This is a genomic window from Enterobacter sp. BNK-13 (genome assembly GCF_048685015.1).
GTDB classification, from domain to species: domain Bacteria; phylum Pseudomonadota; class Gammaproteobacteria; order Enterobacterales; family Enterobacteriaceae; genus Enterobacter; species Enterobacter quasiroggenkampii.
In genome coordinates this window covers 1,874,074-1,892,159 of record NZ_JBLQTP010000001.1, presented here as the reverse complement: position 1 = coordinate 1,892,159, position 18,086 = coordinate 1,874,074, and the positions used below count along the sequence as shown (strand labels likewise).

The window sequence follows — 18,086 nt, the reverse complement described above, 5'->3', positions numbered from 1 at the left end:
TTGTTTTACGCAATTAACAGTTGATGGTTCGCCAGCAGCGTCGCCAGATCCGTCTGCACGCCGTTCAGCGTCACCAGGGTGGTTGGCGAGAACTGACCGCCGGTACCGTCCAGGTCAACCTGGATCTCGGTATTGCTGCCGTTCTGCACCACGCGGATGTAATCGCTGATATTGCCCGCGCTGCTGTCCAGCGTGGCCACGCCGTTCACGTAGCTCGCCGAGCCCGTGCCGGTATAGCCGCTGCCGGAAAGCAGATCGCGCAGGTCAATACGATCCGTGTCTGCCGTCCCTTCCCAGGTGCCGACCGTAAAGCCGTTCACCACGTCGTGACCGTTACCGCCCGTGGCATCCGAGGCGTTGATCAGCTTGTAGAGCAGCGTATCGTGACCGCCGCTGCCGATGTTGAAGGTGTCATTTCCGCCGCGGCCTTCGAACCGGTTATCACCGCTGTTGCCGGTGATCACGTCGTCGTAATCCGAGCCGTTAATCCCTTCGATGTTCAGCAGACGCGTGGTGCCGAAGCCGGTGTTCTGCGCGGTTGAGAGGCGCAGATCCACGGTCACGCCAGAGGTCGCATTGCGGTAATCCACCACGTCCATCCCACCGGTGTTGCTCCAGGTGTCATGGTCGGAATGGGTAGTCCAGCCGCCGGAACCGTTGTAGGTATAAGTGCCATTTTCGGCGATAAAGGTGTCGTTATACCCGGTCCCGGTAATGGTTCCGCTGTGGCCGCCGGTGGCCGCTTCGGCCGTCAGGACGTAGCCCTCCTTGCCGTTGCCCGCCTCCAGGCCGCTCCAGGTGACGTTATCCGACACGCCGTTGGTGATCTTCAGGATCTCGGCCGAATAGGTTTCATTCGGATCCAGCCCGTAGAAGCTCACCAGCGCGGACGTATCGTTCGACCCGATACCGGACTGGGCGTTAATGATCTGCGAGGCCACCAGCACGCCCGCGGCGTTGTACAGGTTGACCGTATTGCCGTAGTAGGCGTTGATGCCCTCGCTGTCGACAATGTGCAGATGCATCGCGGTGCCGTCAGCAATGGTTTTGCTGTTTTGCACCAGCACCACCTTGCCGTTCTGCTGAGAGACCAGCAGGTCCTGCGCACCGTCCCAGTTGTAGTCCACTGCCGCCACGCCGGTGGCGTAAGCAATGCCTGAAGCCAGCTGGCTTGAGGTCCAGGTGGAGCCGTAGCCGTTGTTGGTGAACAGCGTCGCCGTCTGCGAGCCGCCGTAGGTGCTGAGCTTGATGATGTCCATCTGCCCGTCACCGTTCCAGTCCACCGCCACCGACAGATAGCCCGCCGCTGCGTTAGAGGCCTCGACCGCGCTCTTGGTGGCCGAGAGCTTCCCGGTGCCGTCGTTGTAGTAGATCACCCCGCCGTTGTTGTTGTAGCTGCTGCCCAGGTACAGATCCATGTAGCCATCGCCGTTGAAGTCCGCCCACGTCATGGACGCCGCCGTGGTGGTATTCGAGGCGTTAGCCACAAACACGTTCGTCAGGTTCTGACCGATGGATAACGTCCCGTTGCCGTTGTTGTTGATCACGGTTAACGAGTACGCGCCGCTGCGGTTGGTGTGCTGAACAATATCCACCGTACCGTCGTTGTTCAGGTCAACGCCGGAGATTTCGCGCCCGGAATCAAACTGGCCGTAGAAACCGCCTTCTCCACCGGTGCCGTCCGGCGACAGGACACCCTTGTTGTTCACCAGATAGGTCAGGGAGTCCATACCGGCATCGCCGTACGCCAGATCCAGATACCCATCCCCGGTTTTATCGTACGCAATCACACCGCCGTACCAGATGGTGGTCCCCATTGCCAGCTGACTGGCGTTATAGGTGCTGCCATCGTAGGTCCACATCACCTGCGTTGACCCGGCGTAGGTATTTTCCGTCGCGAAAATGTCCTGCGTGCCGTTACGGTCAAAGTCGGCGGCGGTCTGGCTCACCACGTAGTAGTTACGGGTGTTAGTCAGCGTATTGCCGGCATAGGTCGAGCTATCGCTGCTGGAGTAAGACTGGCCGTTAGCGATGATATTCCACAGACCGCTGCTGTTCATGCCGAGGGTCATGGTGGAGTTGTTGCTGTTCCCCGCCGTGGTTGCCCAGTCGGTGTTCACCGAGGTGGTATCAATCACAAGGCTGCCGGTCGCCGTACCGGTGGTATTGCCGTTACCCGCGCTGCTCTTCACCTGCGCGGTCACGCTGTAGCTCGCCACGCTCAGCACATCGCCGTCCGGGATCTGCAGATACCAGGTGTTGTGATCCGGGTCGACCACCACCGCACCGCCCGTCTGGGAGGTGTAGGTTTTGCCGTTCACCGTCACCACCAGATATTCACCGTTCACCAGGTCAGCGGAGACGGTACCGGTGACAATCGGCGTGGTATCAGACGTGGTCTGCGCGGTAATCGCCGCCGTGGTGGTCGGGATGCTGGTATCAACGTTCAGCACGAAGCCGTCGGATTCCGTGTAGTTTCCGGCCCTGTCGGTGACGCGCACGATGTAGGTGTGATTCCCGTCGCTCAGGCCGTTGTCCTGGAAGGACCAGCTTGCGCTGCCGTTCATGGTCACCTGGCCGAGCAGAACCCCGTCATGGTAAAGCTGCACGATCTCACCGTCGTCCGGGGCACGGTTAAGCGTCCCGTTGATCAGCGGCGAGTTATCGTCCGTTGCCACCGCGCTGCCAAAGGTGCCCTGACGCTCGCCTTCGCCGTCGGTGTAGCTCACGACCGTGCCAACCGTGGTCGGCGGCGTGGTGTCTACCGTGACGACCTGAGACGCAGTGGAACCCACGTTGCCCGCCTGGTCGATAATCCGCACCTGGTAGGTGTAGTCCCCGTCAGGCAGATCGCGGGTATCGGTGTAGCTCCAGCGCTGGTTGGTGACCGTGGTATCAAGCCAGGTATTCCCGCCGTCGAGGCTGATCTGTACGCGCTCGTCGCTTGCCAGCGCGCTGCCCAGCGAACCGTTGATGGTCAGCGTGGTGTCCATGGTGATGAAATCACTGCCGGACTGCCCGGTATCTTCGCTGATGCTGTCGATGGTGACGCCATACTGCGGCGCCTGCGTATCCACCGTCACCGCCTGCGAGGTGGTGGCCCCAACGTTACCCGCCAGATCAACGACCCGCACCTGGTAGTTATGGCTGCCGTCGGTCAGGGTACGCGTGTCGCTGTAGCTCCACTGCGTACCGCTTACGGTGGCGTATACCCAGGTCGTGCCGCCGTCCATGCTCACCTGCACGAATTCACCCGCGCCGAGTTCTGCGCCGAGCGTTCCGTGCAGCGTGTACGAGGTCGAACTGGTCAGGAAGTCGTTATTATCGAAGCCGGTATCCACGGTAATGTTATCCACGGTCACCGTAATCGCCGCATCCGGGGCGACCGTATCGACGGTCACCTGCTGATGGGCGCTGGCCCCCACGTTACCGGCGGCATCCACCACGCGGACGTAGTAGTCATAGGTCTGGTTACCCAGCGTGCGGCTATCGACGTAGTACCAGCTGTTGCCGGTGACGATCACGTTCTGCCAGGTGACGCCGCCGTCGATGCTGATCTGGGCGTATTCGCCGTCGGCCAGCGTCGCGCCGAGCGAGCCGTGCAACGTCAGGGACGTATCGCGAGTGATAAAGTCGCTGCTGCTCAGGCCGGTATCGTCGCTGATGCTGTCGATGGCGATCGTTTTGCTGGCGTCCGGCGCAACGGTATCAATGGTCACCACCTGAGAGGCGTTGGCGCTGATGTTGCCCGCATCGTCAATCACGCGCAGCTGGTAGTTGTAATCCCCGTCGGCCAGCGTACGGCCATCGACATACGTCCAGCTCAGGCCGCTGACGCTGACGTCGGTCCAGGTGACGCCGCCGTCAAGGCTGATCTGCGCGTGGTCGCCGCTGCCCAGCGCCGCGCCCAGCGTCCCTTTCAGGCTGATCTGGTTGTCGCTGGTGATAAAGTCGCTGCCGGACAGGCCGGTATCCTGCGTAATGGAATCCACGGTAATGGTGGTTGCCGCAGGCTTCGTCAGGTCAATCACCACGTCCTGGCTGTCCGTGGCCCCCACGTTGCCCGCGTTATCAATCACGCGGACCTGGTACTGATACGTCCCGTCCGTCAGGGTGCGGCCATCGGCGTAGCGCCAGGTGGTGCCGGTCACGGTCAGGTCAATCCAGGTGACGCCGCCGTCGAGGCTGATCTGCGCCTTCTCGTTATTGCTGAGCTGCGCGGTCAGCGAGCCGTTGACCACAACGTGGCTGTCGTTGGTGATGAAATCACTCGCGCTCAGGCCGGTGTCGTTTTGCAGCGAATCAATAGCGATCCCCATCGACGGCGCGGTCAGATCGACCGTGACGGTATGGTTATCGCTGGCGCTGTTGCCGATGGTATTGCTGACCTGCGCGTTAATCACGTACGAGCCGCCGTCTGCCAACGCGGTCACGTCAGCGCTTCCCACCGTGTAGCTCCAGGTACCGTCATTCTGGACGGTAGCCGCATAGGTTTTACCGTTTAGCGTGATGGTCACCGTCTGGCCTGCCGGCGCGTCGGTGGTGCCGCTGATGACCAGCGCCGTGCCGTGCTCGGCGGCGTTGACGATGTCGTCCTGCGCAAAGGTGTTAATGGTGATGGTTGGAACATCGCCGTTCAGCGTCACGTCGTGCGTTGCGCTGCCCGGGTTGCCCGCCTTGTCGTTCACCGAAGCGGTGATGGTGTACTCCCCGTCGCTCAGGCCGAGGAAATCACGGCCCGGCACGAAGACCGACCACGATCCGTCTGCCCCGACGGTCGCCTGATAGCTGTGCCCGTTGAAGGAGACGGTCACCGTCTGGCCCTGTTCCGCCGTGGTCGTGCCGCGGATGGTCTGGCCCGCCAGCTGCTCCGCGTTGTTGACGATATCGTCATCGGCCACAGTGCTGATGGTTACGGTTGGCGCAACGGTATCCACTGTTAAGGTGTGCGTGGTCTGGCCGTTATTACCCGCTTTATCGTTGACCGAGGCAGTGACCGTCAGCGCGCCCTGGCTCAGGGCCGCCAGGTCGGCTGCCGGCACGTCGAGCGTCCAGGTGCCGTCGCTGCCGACAAGCGCAGTGTAGGTTTTGCCGCCCAGCGTCACGGTAACGGTCTGACCCGCCTCCGCGCTGGAAGATCCGTGCACGGTCAGCGGCTGCTGCGCTTCCGCGGCGTTCAGCATGTCGTCAACCGACAGCGTCCCAATGCTCACCACCGGCGCAGTGGTATCCACGCTGATGCCGTGCGTTGCCGACGCGCTGTTGCCCGCGCTGTCCTGTGCCGATACGGACACCTGATAGCGTGCACCATCGGCCAGGGCGCCCACGTCGGCGGCCGGTACGGTTGTCGTCCAGGTGCCGTCGTTCTGTATCGTGGCGGTATAGGTCTTGCCGTTCAGGGTCACGGTGACCTGGGTCCCGCTGGCGAACTGCGCGCTGGAGCCGTTAATCACCAGTGACGAACCGGCTTCAGCCGCGTTGATGACGTCGTCACCGCTAACGGTGTTCACCGTCAGCGCCACGGAGGCGGTGTTGACCACCACGTCATGGGTCTGGGTGCTGCTGTTACCCGCGCTGTCGGTAATGGTCGCGCTGAGGGTCACGGTGCCGTCAGTCAGCGCGGAAATCACGCTGGCCGGAACGCCCACGCTCCAGTTGCCGCTGGCGTCAACGGTAGTGGTGTACTGGTGCGAACCGAGGGTGATAACCACTTTATCACCGACGTTCGCGCCGGTTGCCGACCCGCTGACGATCTGCGCCTGGCCGTGCTCCACGCTGTTAATCACGTCATCGCCCGCCACCACGTTAAAGCTGACGGTCGGCGGCGTGGTATCAAGCGTAATCGTCTTACCCGCGCTGCCCGGATTACCCGCCGCGTCGCTCACGCTCACCTGCACGGTGTAGCCGCTATCCGCCAGTGCGGTCAGATCGCTGCCCGGAACGTTCACGCTCCAGACGCCGCCCTGCTGCACCTGGGCGGTATAGCTCTTACCGCCCAGCGTCACGGTGACCGTCTGCCCGGCTTCCGCCGTGGTGGTGCCGGAGATAGCAACGCCCGCAGCCGCTTCGCTGCCGTTAATCACGTTATCGCCTGCGACCGTATCAATGGTCACGGTTGGCGCAGTCGCGTCCACGCTGTACTCCCGGCCCGCCGTGGCGCTGTTGCCGTGCGCGTTGGTGACGCTCACCTGCACGCTGGCGTCACCGTCTCTCAGGCCCGCGAGATCCGCGGACGGCACGGTGGCCGTCCAGTTACCGTCAGCATCCACCTTCGCGGTGTACGTCTTGCCGCCGAAGGTAACCGTAACGGTCTGGTTTTCCTCCACGTTCGAGGTGCTGCCGGAGAGCACCAGATCCGCACCTTTCTCCGCCGCGTTAATCACGTCGTCGGTGGCAATCGCATCGATGCTGATAGCCACCGCCGCCAGATCGACGGTCACGTCATGGCTGATGGTCACCGGGTTGCCCGCCGCGCTCTGGCCTGCAACGGTCACGGTGACCGTACCTGCTGCGAAGGCCGCGACGTCTGCCGCCGGGATCGCCGCGCTCCAGGAACCGTCTGCCAGCACGGAGGCCGCATAAGTTTTGCCATTGACGGTCACGGTGAGCGTTGTGCCTGCCGCCAGCCCGTCGCTGGTGCCGGAGACGATCAGGTTTTGAGTATGTTCGATGCTGTTGATCACATCGTCGCCCGCCACGGTATCAACGCGCAGGCCCGGCAGGTTAGCGTCGATCGCGATCTCGCGCTCGCCGGTCCCGGTATTACCATGGCCGTTGGTGACGGTTGCTGACACGGTCAAATCGCCATTGCCCAGCGCCGTCAGGACGGACTCCGGCACGTTCACGGACCAGGTCAGATCGCTCTGCACCGTCGCGGTGTAGGTGTTGCCGCCAATGGTCACGGTGACGGTATTGCCCGCTTCCGCGTTCGTTACCTTGCCGCTGAGGGTCTGGCCCGCGGCCACTTCCGCCGCGTTAATGACGTTATCGCCCGCCACGGTGTTGATGGTGACGCCCGGCAGCGCGGTGTCTACCAGCAGGTTCGCGGTGTTGCTCACGCTGTTGCCCACGCCGTTGGTGGCGGCCGCGCTCAGGGTGTAGTTGGCTTCGCCCAGGCTCGCCAGATCCGCCGCCGGGACCGTCAGGCTCCAGCTTCCGTCTGCCGCGGTCGTCGCCGTGTAGTTTTTGCCGTTCAGGGTCACGGTCACCACGGTGCCTTCCGCCAGGTTGGCGCTGGTGCCGCTCACGCTCAGATCCTGACCTTTCTCCACCGCATTCAGCACGTTGTCACCGCTGATGGCGTTGAAGCTGACCGATTGCAGGCCGGTATCGACGGTCACGTTATGCGTACCGGTGCCGGTGTTGCCCGCCGTGTCGGTGACGGACGCAGTCACGGTCACGGTGCCGTCGCTGAGGCCGGAAATCACGCTTGCCGGTACGCCCACGCTCCAGTTACCCGCCGCGTCCAGCACGGTGGTGTACGTCTGGCCGCCGATGGTGACGGTGACCTTATCGCCCGCGGCCGCGCCGGTGGCGGTACCGCTGATGATGTGCGCCTGGCTGTGTTCTGCGAGGTTAATAACATCGTCACCCGCTACGGTGTTGATGGTCACCGCCGGAACGGTGACGTCCACCGTCAGGTTGTGATCAACGGACACCGGGTTACCCGCCTTGTCGCTGACGCTTGCGGTCACGGTCACACTGCCGTCCGTCAGGGCCGCTACATCGGCCGCCGGGACGTTCAGCGTCCAGCTGCCGTCCGCGCTGACGGTGGTGGTGTAGTCTTTGCCGTTCAGCGACACGGTCACCGTCTGGCCCGCTTCGGCAGAGCTGCTGCCGGACACGGTCAGTTCGCTATTCGCTTCGGCGGCATTAAGAATGTCGTCCGTCGCCAGAGTGTTGATGGTCACGCTCGGTGCGGTCGCATCCACGCTGTACTCGCGGCCCGCCGAGGCGCTGTTGCCGTTCACGTTGGTGACGCTCACCTGCACGCTGGCATCGCCGTCCTTCAGGCCAGCCAGATCCGCAGACGGTACGGTCCAGCTCCAGTTGCCGCTGTCGTCCACCGTGGTGGTGTAGATTTTGCCGTTCAGGCTGATGGTCACGGTCTGCCCGGCTTCCACGTTGATGGTCGCACCGGACAGCACCAGATCCGCGCCCTTCTCCGCCGCGTTAATCACGTCGTCGGTGGCAATCGCATTGATGCTGATGGCAACGGTCGCCAGATCTACCGTCACATCGTGGCTGATGGTAATCGGATTGCCCGCAGCGCTGTCGCCGGTGACGCTGATTTTGACGCTGCCTTCCGGCCACGCGCTCACGTCGGTAGACGGCACAGCCGCGCTCCAGGTGCCGTCCGCCAGCACCGTGGCCGCATAGTCTTTGCCGTTGATGGTGACGGTCAGCGCCGTGCCCGGTGCCAGCCCGTCGCTGGAGCCGGTGACAATGAGATTCTGCGCATGCTCAATGCTGTTGACCACGTTGTCGCCCGCGACGGTATCGACGCGCAGGCCCGGCAGGTTAGCGTCGATCGCGATCTCGCGCTCGCCGGTGCCGGTGTTGCCGTGGCCGTTGGTGACGGTCGCCGTCACGCTCAGGCTGCCGTTGCCCAGCGCGGTCAGCACGTCAGACGGCACGTTGACGGACCAGGTCAGGTCGTTCTGCACCGTTGCGGTGTAGCTGTTGCCACCAATGGTCACGGTCACGGTATTGCCCGCTTCGGCATTCGCCACGGTGCCGCTCAGGGTCTGGCCTGAGGCCACTTCCGCCGCATTAATGACGTTATCGCCCGCCACGGTGTTGATGGTGACCGTTGGCAGCGCGGTGTCTACCAGCAGGTTCGCGGTGTTGCTGACGCTGTTGCCCACCCCGTTGGTGGCGGTCGCGTTCAGGGTGTAGTTGGCCTGACCCAGACCGGCCAGATCCGCCGCCGGAACCGTCAGGCTCCAGGTACCGTCTGCCGCAGTCGTCGCCGTGTAGTTTTTGCCGTTCAGGGTCACGGTCACCACGGTGCCTTCCGCCAGGTTGGCGCTGGTGCCGCTGACGCTCAGGTCCAGACCTTTTTCCACCGCGTTCAGCACGTTATCGTCGCTGATGGCGTTGAAGGCCACGGACGGCAGACCGGTATCGACGGTCACGTTATGGCTGCCGGTGCCGGTGTTGCCCGCCGCGTCGGTGACCGACGCCGTGACGGTCACGGTGCCGTCGCTGAGGCCGGAAATGACGCTGGCCGGTACGCCCACGCTCCAGTTCCCCGCCGCGTCCAGCACGGTAGTGTAAGTCTGGCCGCCGATGGTGACGGTCACCTTATCGCCCGCTGCCGCGCCGGTGGCGGTGCCGCTGATAACGTGTGCCTGACTGTGTTCAGCCACGTTAATCACATCGTCACCCGCGATGGTGTTGATAGTGACCGCAGGAACGGTCACATCCACCGTCAGGTTGTGGTCCACGGACGCCGGGTTACCCGCCTTGTCGCTGACGCTTGCGGTCACGGTGACGCTGCCGTCGGTTAATCCTGCCAGATCGGCCGCCGGAATGTTCAGCGTCCAGCTGCCATCCGCGCTGACGGTGGTGGTGTAGTCTTTGCCGTTCAGCGATACGGTGACCGTCTGGCCCGCTTCGGCGGTACTGGTACCGGACACGGTCAGATCGCTCTTCGCTTCGGCGGCATTAAGGATGTCGTCCGTCGCCAGGGTGTTGATGGTCACGCTCGGCGCGGTCGCATCCACGCTGTACTCGCGGCCCGCCGAGGCGCTGTTGCCGTTCACGTTGGTGACGCTCACCTGCACGCTGGCGTCGCCGTCTTTCAGACCCGCCAGGTCGGCGGCTGGCACCGTGGTCGTCCATTTGCCGTCGGCACCTACGGTCGCGGTGTAGCTCTTGCCGCCGAAGATGATGGTAACGGTCTGGTTTTCCTCAACGTTTGAGGTCGCCCCGGAGAGCACCAGATCCGCGCCCTTCTCGGCGGCATTAATCACGTCGTCGGCGGCAATCGCATCGATGCTGATGGCAACGGTCGCCAGGTCCACCGTCACATCATGGCTGATGGAGACCGGATTACCGGCGCTGCTCTGGCCTGTCACGGTCACGGTGACCGTGCCTGCCGCCAGGGCACCCACGTCCGCAGCCGGGATCGCCGCGCGCCAGGTGCCGTCCGCCAGCACGGTCGCCGGATAGGTTTTGCCGTTGACGGTCACGGTCAGCGCCGCCCCCGCCGCCAGCCCGTCGCTGGTGCCGGTGATAATCAGGTTCTGCCCGTGTTCGATACTGTTGATCACGTCGTCGCCCGCCACGGCATCCACGCGCAGGCCCGGCAGGTTAGCGTCGATAGTGATATCGCGCTCAGCGGATCCGCTGTTGCCGACGCCGTTGGTCACGCTGGCCGACACCGTTAAATCGCCGTTACCCAGCGCAGTCAGCACGTCCGACGGCACGTTAACGGACCAGGTGAGATCGCTCTTCACCGCTGCGGTGTAGATGTTACCGCCAATCGTCACGGTCACGGTATTGCCCGCTTCGGCATTCACCACCTTACCGCTGATGGTCTGGCCGGCTGCCAGCTCCGCCGCGTTAATCACGTCGTCGCCCGCAATGGTGTTGACGATCACGCCCGGCAGAACGGACTCCACGTTTACGGTGTGCGACGCGCTGGTGCTGTTACCGACGCTGTCCGTCGCCGAGGCGGTGACGGTGTAAAGCGCCTCGCCCAGCTGACCGACTTCGCTCGCCGGAACGGTGGTGGTCCATTTTCCGTTATCGTCCACCTGCGCACTGTACGCTTTGCCGTTCAGCACCACGGTCACCACCGCGCCTGCCGCCAGGCCGGAAGCCGTACCGGAGAGGGTCAGGTCCTGGGTTTTCTCTGTGTTGTTGATCACATCGTCACCGGAAACGGTGTCAATGGTCAGCCCCGGCGCGGTCAGGTTCACCTCCACGCCGTGCGTGGCGCTGTTGCTGTTGCCCGCTTTATCGGTCAGCGCCGCGGTAATGGTGTAATCCCCGGCGGCCAGCGCGGTGACGTCCGCCGCAGGCACGCCCACGCTCCAGTTGCCGGAGGCGTCCAGGGTGGCGGTGTACGATTTGCCGTTGAGGGTGACCGTGACCACGTCGCCCGCCGCCGCGCCCGTCACGGAACCGGTGACAATCAGGGCCTGCGCATGCTCGACGCTGTTGATCACGTCGTCGTCGGACACGGTGTGAATGGTCAACTGTGGAACGGTGGTATCTACCAGCACGTCGCGATCCGCGGAGGCCGGGTTGCCCGCTTTGTCCGATACGGCGGCGCTGACGGTGTAGTTCCCGTCGGTAATACCGCTCAGATCCGCGGACGGCACGGTCACGCTCCAGCTGCCGTTAGCCTGCACGGTGGTGGTATAGTCCACACCGTTCAGGGTCACGGTGACGGTCTGGCCCGCTTCGGCGTTGGTGACGCCGTTAATCACCAGATCCTGCTGCGCTTCAGCCGCATTGATGATGTTGTTGTCGCTGATGATTTCAATAGACACCGTCGGCGCGGTCGCGTCCACGCTGTACTCGCGGCCCGCCGACGCGCTGTTGCCGTTCACGTTGGTCACGCTCACCTGCACGCTGGCGTCGCCGTCCTTCAGGCTGCCCACGTCGGCAGACGGTACGGTAGCCGTCCAGTTGCCGTCGGCATCGACCGTCGCGGTGTACGACTTGCCGCCGAAGGTGATGGTAACGGTCTGGTTTTCTTCCACGTTGGTGGTGGAGCCGGACAGCACCAGGTCCGCGCCTTTCTCTGCCGCGTTAATCACGTCGTCAGAGGCAATCGGGTTAATGCTGATGGCGACTGCCGCCAGATCCACCTTCACGTCATGGCTGATGGTCACCGGATTCCCCGCGGCGCTTTGCCCCTCCACGGTCACGGTGACCGTGCCCGCAGCCAGCGCGCTGACGTCTGCCGCCGGAATGGCCGCCGTCCAGGTGCCGTCCGCCAGTACGATGGCCGCGTAGGTTTTGCCGTTGACGGTGACCGTCAGCGCGGAGCCGCTCGCCAGTCCGTCGCTGGAGCCGGTAATAACCAGGTTTTGAGCGTGCTCAATGCTATTGATCACATCGTCGCCTGCCACGGTATCGACGCGCAGGCCCGGCAGGTTTGCGTCGATGCTGATGTCGCGCTCGCCGGTGCCGGTGTTGCCGTGGCCGTTGGTGACGCTGGCTGACACCGTCAGATCGCCGTTACCGATGGCGGTTAAGACCGAGGACGGCACGTTGACCGACCAGCTCAGATCGTCCTGAACCGTCGCAGTATAGATATTGCCGCCGATGGAAATGGTGACAGTGTCACCGCTCGCCGCACCGCTCACTTTCCCGCTCAGGGTCTGTCCGGCAGCCACTTCCGCTGCGTTAATGACATCGTCCGTCGCGACCGGGTTGATGGTGACCTGCGGCAGCGCGCTGTCGACCAGCACGCTGTGGCCGGTGCTCGCGCTGTTGCCCGCGGCGTCAGTCACGCTCGCCGTCACGGTGTAGCTCGCTTCGCCCAGCGCCGAGACGTTTGCCGCCGGAACGGTCACGCTCCAGTTCCCGCTCGCGTCGGTGGTGGCCGTATAGCTGATTCCGTTCAGGGTCACCGTAATGGTCGTTCCGTCCGGCTGGTTACTGGTGCCGGATACCTGCAGATCCTGGCCTTTCTCGGTCGCGTTGATCACGTCGTCAACCGCCAGGTTATTGATGACAATGACCGGCGCGGTCAGGGAGACGTCAAATTCGTGCGTCGCGCTGGCGCTATTACCGGCTTTGTCGGTGAGGGTCGCGGAGATCGTCTGGTCACCATTAGCCAGCGCGCCCACGTCCGCCGCCGGAACGCCCACGCTCCAGCTGCCGGACGCGTCCAGCATGGCGGTGTAGTCTTTACCGTTCAGGGTCACGGTAATCACGTCGCCCGCCTGCGCGCCCGTCACCTTACCGGAGACGATCAGCGCCTGGCCGTGCTCGGCAATATTCACGATGTCGTCGCCGGCAACGATGTTGAAGGTGATCTGCGGCACGGTGGTGTCCACCAGCACCGAGGATCCCGCGCTAGCCGGGTTACCTGCTTTATCGGACACGGTCGCCGTGACCGCCGCGCTGCCATCGGTAATGCCTGCCAGATCCGCCGCAGGCACGTCGAGCGTCCAGCTGCCGTCCGCCTGCACCTGCGCGGTGTACTGATTGCCGTTGAAGGTCACGGTGACCGTCTGGCCTGCTTCGGCCGTAGACGTCCCGCTCAGGGTCAGATCCTGCGCCGCCTCAGCCGCATTCAGCATGTTATCGCCGCTGACGGTGTTAATGGTCACCGTCGGCGCGGTGGTGTCGACGCTGAATGCCTGCGCCGAAGAGGCCGCGTTGCCGTTCACGTTGGTGACGCTGACCTGCACGCTGGCGTCACCCTCTTTCAGGCCGCTCAGATCGGCAGCCGGAACGGTCCAGGTCCAGTCGCCGTTGCCATCCACCGTCGTGGTATACTTTTTCCCTGCGAAGGTGATGGTGACGGTCTGGCCCGCTTCAACGTTGGATGTCGTACCGGACAGCACCAGATCCTGGCCTTTTTCCGCCACGTTAAGCACGTTGTCGTCGGTCACGCTGCTGATGGTGATGGCGACCGGCGCGAGATCGACGTCCACGACGGTCCCGATGGTTACCGGGTTGCCGGAGGCATCCTGCGCGCTTGCCTTGATATCCAGCGAGCCATCCGCCCACTGGGACACGTCCGCCGCCGGTACCGCCGCCTGCCAGGTACCGTCTGCCAGCACCGTTGCGGAATACGCTTTGCCGTTGATGGTCACGGTCACGGCACTGCCCGCCGCCAGATCGGTGCTGGTGCCGGACACAATCAGGTTCTGCGCGTGTTCAATCACGTTAATCACGTCGTCGCCTGCGACCGTATCAATACGCAGCCCCGGAAGCTGGGCGTCGATGGTGAAGTCGAGAGAAGAAGAGCCGGTATTGCCGTGGCCGTTGGTCACGCTGGCCGATACGGTGAGATCGCCGTTGCCGAGCGCGGTGAACTGACTCTCCGTTAACGGCAGGCTCCAGGTGAGATCGTCCTGCACGGTTGCCGTGTATGTCTGACCGCCGAGGATAATCGTGACAGTGTCACCTGCCGCCGCGTTCGTCACCTTACCGGAAAGGGTTTGCCCCGCCGCCACTTCCGCCGCGTTAACGATATTGTCGCCCGCCAGCGTGTTGATCGTTACCACCGGCAGCGAGCTGTCCACCAGCACATCGTGCGAGGTTGAGGCGCTGTTGCCTACGCTATCGGTGACGTTCGCCGTCACGGTGTAATTCGCTTCGCCCAGCGCCGAGACGTTTGCCGCCGGAACGGTCAGGCTCCAGTTGCCGCTGGCGTCAGCGGTGGCCGTATAGTGTATGCCGTTCAGGGTCACCGTAATGGTCGTGCCTTCCGGCTGGTTGCTGGTGCCGGAAATCTGCAGATCTTCGCCTTTCTCGGTCGCGTTAATCACGTCGTCTGCCGCCAGCGTGTTGATACCGATGACAGGCGTCACGGTATTCACCACCACGTCCAGCGAAGTGCTTCCGGTATTGCCGGACCTGTCGGTCACGGAGACGTCGATGGTCCAGGTGCCGTCAGTCAGCCCCTGCACGACGGACGCCGGCAGGCCAAGGCTCCAGTTGCCCGCCGCATCCACCACGGTGGTGTAATCGACGCTGTTAATGGTAATGGTCACAAGGTCGCCCGCTGCCGCACCGGTGACGGAGCCGCTCAGGATTTGCGCCTGTGAATGGGCGAGCTGGTTAACGGTGTTAGTGTCGGTGACAAAGTCGTTGATGGTCACCTGCGGCACGGTCGCGTCCACCAGACCCACGCGGTCGGCGCTGCTGCTGTTGCCCGCCACGTCGCTCACGGTGGCCGTCACGGTCACGATGCCATCGTTGAGGGCGCCGACATCAGCCGCCGGAACGATCAGCTGCCAGGTACCGTCCGTCTGGACCGTGGTCTGATACGTTTTACCGTTCAGCGTCACGGTGACCGTCTGGCCTGCTTCAGCACTGCTGGTGCCGCTCAAGGCTAAATCCTGCTGCGCCTCAGCCGCGTTGATGATGTTGTCGGCGGTCAGATTATCGAGCGTAATCGCTGGCGGCAGCGTATCCACCGTGACCACGCGCGACGCGTCGGCACTGTTGCCATTGACGTTCGTGACGCTGACGCTCACCTGCGCGCGCCCGTCGATCAGGGTTTCCATGGCGCTGGCAGGCACGGTCAGGCTCCAGGAGCCGTCCTGCTGCACCTGTGCGGTAAAGGTCTGGTCGGCGAATTTCACCACCACGGTCTGCCCCGCCTCCACGCCCTGCGTCTGGCCGGAAAGGGTTAAATCGGCGCCTTTTTCTGCCGCATTCAGCAGGTCGTCGCCGGAGACGGTATCAATGGTGACCGCCACGGCGTTCAGATCGAGTTCAATCGGGTGTTCAGCCGCAACGGTATTGCCCCAGGCATCTTCAGCGCTGACGCTAACCGTCACCTCTCCCGCGGTCCAGGCCTGCAGGTCCGCAGCCGGGACGCCGATCTGCCAGTGGCCGCTGGCGTTCACCGCGGTAACGTACTCAACGTTATTGATGGTGACGGTAATCTGCGTGCCGGCAGCCAGATGGGTGCTGGAGCCGGTGACGGTCAGATCCTGCTGCTGCTCAATGGCGTTGACCACGTCATCGCCGGAAATGGTGTTCACACGCAGGCCCGGCAGCTGTGCGTTGATGTTGATATCGCGCTCGCCGGTACCGGTATTGCCGTGCGAATTGGTCACCGACGCGGTGAAGGTTAAATCGCCGTCGCCGAACGCCTTAAGATCCGCTGACGGGATTTTCACGCTCCAGGTCAGATCGCTGCCCACCGTGGCGGTGTAGCTCTTGCCGCCCACGGTAACAGAAACGGTATCGCCCGCCGCCGCGCCGGTGACGCGACCGCTGAGCGTTTGATCCACACCCGCTTCGGCGTTATTGACCAGGTTGTCCCCCGCAAAGGTGTTGATGATCACCTGCGGCAGCACGGTATCCACCAGCAGCGTCGCCGCGGCAGAGCCGCTGTTACCCACGCTGTCAGTACCGCTGACGCTGACGGTGTAAAGGGTGTTCGCCAGATTCAGGACGTCGGAAACCGGCACCTGGACCGCCCAGATGCCGTTTTCAACGGTGGCCTGATAGCTGACGTTGTTCAGCGTCACGGTGATGGCGCTGCCGTCAGGCAGGTTGCTGGTGCCGGTCAGGCTCAGCGGCTGCATTGCCTCCTGAGCATTCAACACGTTGTCCTGGCTGATGGTATCAATCGTAAATTCTGGCGGGTTGCCGCTCAGCGTAATGCCGTGTGTGGCGCTGCCGGTGTTGCCTGCCGCGTCGGTCACGGAAACTGAAATCGTGTGGTTGCCTTCACCCAGCGCGCCCAGCACGGATGCCGGAACGCCCACGCTCCAGCTGCCGTCCGCCAGCACCACGCCGGTGAAGGACTGGCCGCCAACGGTCACGGTGACCACATCCCCCGCGGCGGCGCCGTTTGCCTGCCCGGAGATAATCTGCGCCTGACCCTGTTCGCTGGTATTGAGAATATCGTCGCCCGCCACGGTATCGATGGTGACAACCGGCGCGGTGGTATCCACCGCAAAATCGGCGGTGACAGACGAGCCGTTGCCCGCTTTGTCGCTGACGTTCACCGTCAGGGTGTGATTGCCCTCGCTGAGCGCCTGCACATCGCCCGCCGCAAGCGTGACGGACCAGGTGCCGTCGCTGCCCACCGTGGCGTTGTAGTTTTTACCGTTCAGCGTGACTGTGACGATCTGACCGGCTTCCGCATTCGTTTTGCCGGTCAGCGTCAGCGGCTGGCTGTGCTCGGCGGCATTAATGATGTTATCCTGCGCGAGGGTATCGACAGAGAGGATTGGCGCGACGGTATCCACGCCGATTGTCTGGCTGCCGCTCACGGTGTTACCCGCCGCGTCTTTGCCGCTGACGTTAACCGTCCAGGTGCCATCGCCCAGCGCCTGCGCGTCGGCCGCGGGTACGTTAACGCTCCACGTCCCGTCAGCGCCCACCACGGCCGCGTAGGTTTTACCGTTTAGCGTCACGGTAAGTTCGGTGCCCTGCGCCAGATTCTTGCTGGCGCCGGAGAGCGTAAAGCCTGCGGATTGCTCGCTGGCGTTAAGCACGTTATCGCCCGCCGTGGTGGCCAGCGTAATGGCGGCCTCGGCGGTCGAGACCGTTACGGTGATATTGCCCGCATCGGTAGTCTTACTGCCGTCGATCTGCACCACCGACCAGGTGTGTTCCCCGTCCGTCTGGGTCGGTAATTTTACCGTCCAGGTGCCCTCTTTACTCACCATGGCGCTGGCGATGGTGCTGCCGCTGCTGTCTTTGATCTGGATCGTCGCGCCCGGCTGACCGGTACCGCTAAAAGTTGGCGTGTTGTCGTCCGTGATCGCGTTTGCTGTCAGCACGCCCTGCTTGTCGCCCGCTTTATCCGACAGCAGGAAGGTTGGCGTGGCGCTTTCCACCTCTTTCGTATTATCAATAACTTTTGTTTTAGTATCGCCGTCGCCGCCGTTTGCCAGCAGCGCCCCGATGGCACCGCCGCCTAATGCAGCTCCCGCAATCCAGCCCCACGGCGCGTCGCTTAAGACGCTTTCCTGCTCCAGGAAAGGTTGAATGCTGCTAATCGGTGTGGCCTGCGCGGTTAACTCGGTCACCGCCACGCCTGATGCTTCCCCGGCATCGGCAAAAGAAATATGCGTCAGTTCCTGACGATCGTTGAATACCAGCTCTGACTGAGTATGCGTTTCAGGATCTTCAACAAAATAGTTATTGCAGCGAATCACGCTGCCATCTTTCATATAAATGAGGAGGTCTTTCCCCTGACGGACATAACGCGCCACATCCTGAGCAGAACCCTGGATTTCAATCACGCTCGGGGATGAAATAGAGACCGACAAATTCCCTTCGCCGGTTAATTTCGTTTTCTCCGCCGTTTTGCGAATGATGACATCAACAACCTTTATGTTACTCATATTTCTCTCCTTGCAGGTGTACGGATTCCTGTGGATATGTCCACCAGACGGATGTAGCTATCCCTGGGAAAAAAC

General features: G+C 63.0%; 1 protein-coding gene. It reads right to left on the bottom strand.

Annotated features, from left to right (window positions below; all coding sequences use genetic code 11):
• Positions 1-5: 5 nt before the first annotated feature.
• Positions 6-18,011 (bottom strand): Ig-like domain-containing protein, encoded by an 18,006-nt coding sequence (locus ACMGGQ_RS09165; protein WP_420289902.1) that lies wholly within the window; start codon positions 18,009-18,011, stop codon positions 6-8.
• Positions 18,012-18,086 lie beyond the last annotated feature (75 nt).

Bases quoted from the DNA above. Each gene is read 5' to 3' on its own strand.
- ACMGGQ_RS09165 (WP_420289902.1), bottom strand. From the start codon at position 18,011: ATGAGTAACATAAAGGTTGTTGATGTCATCATTCGCAAAACGGCGGAG.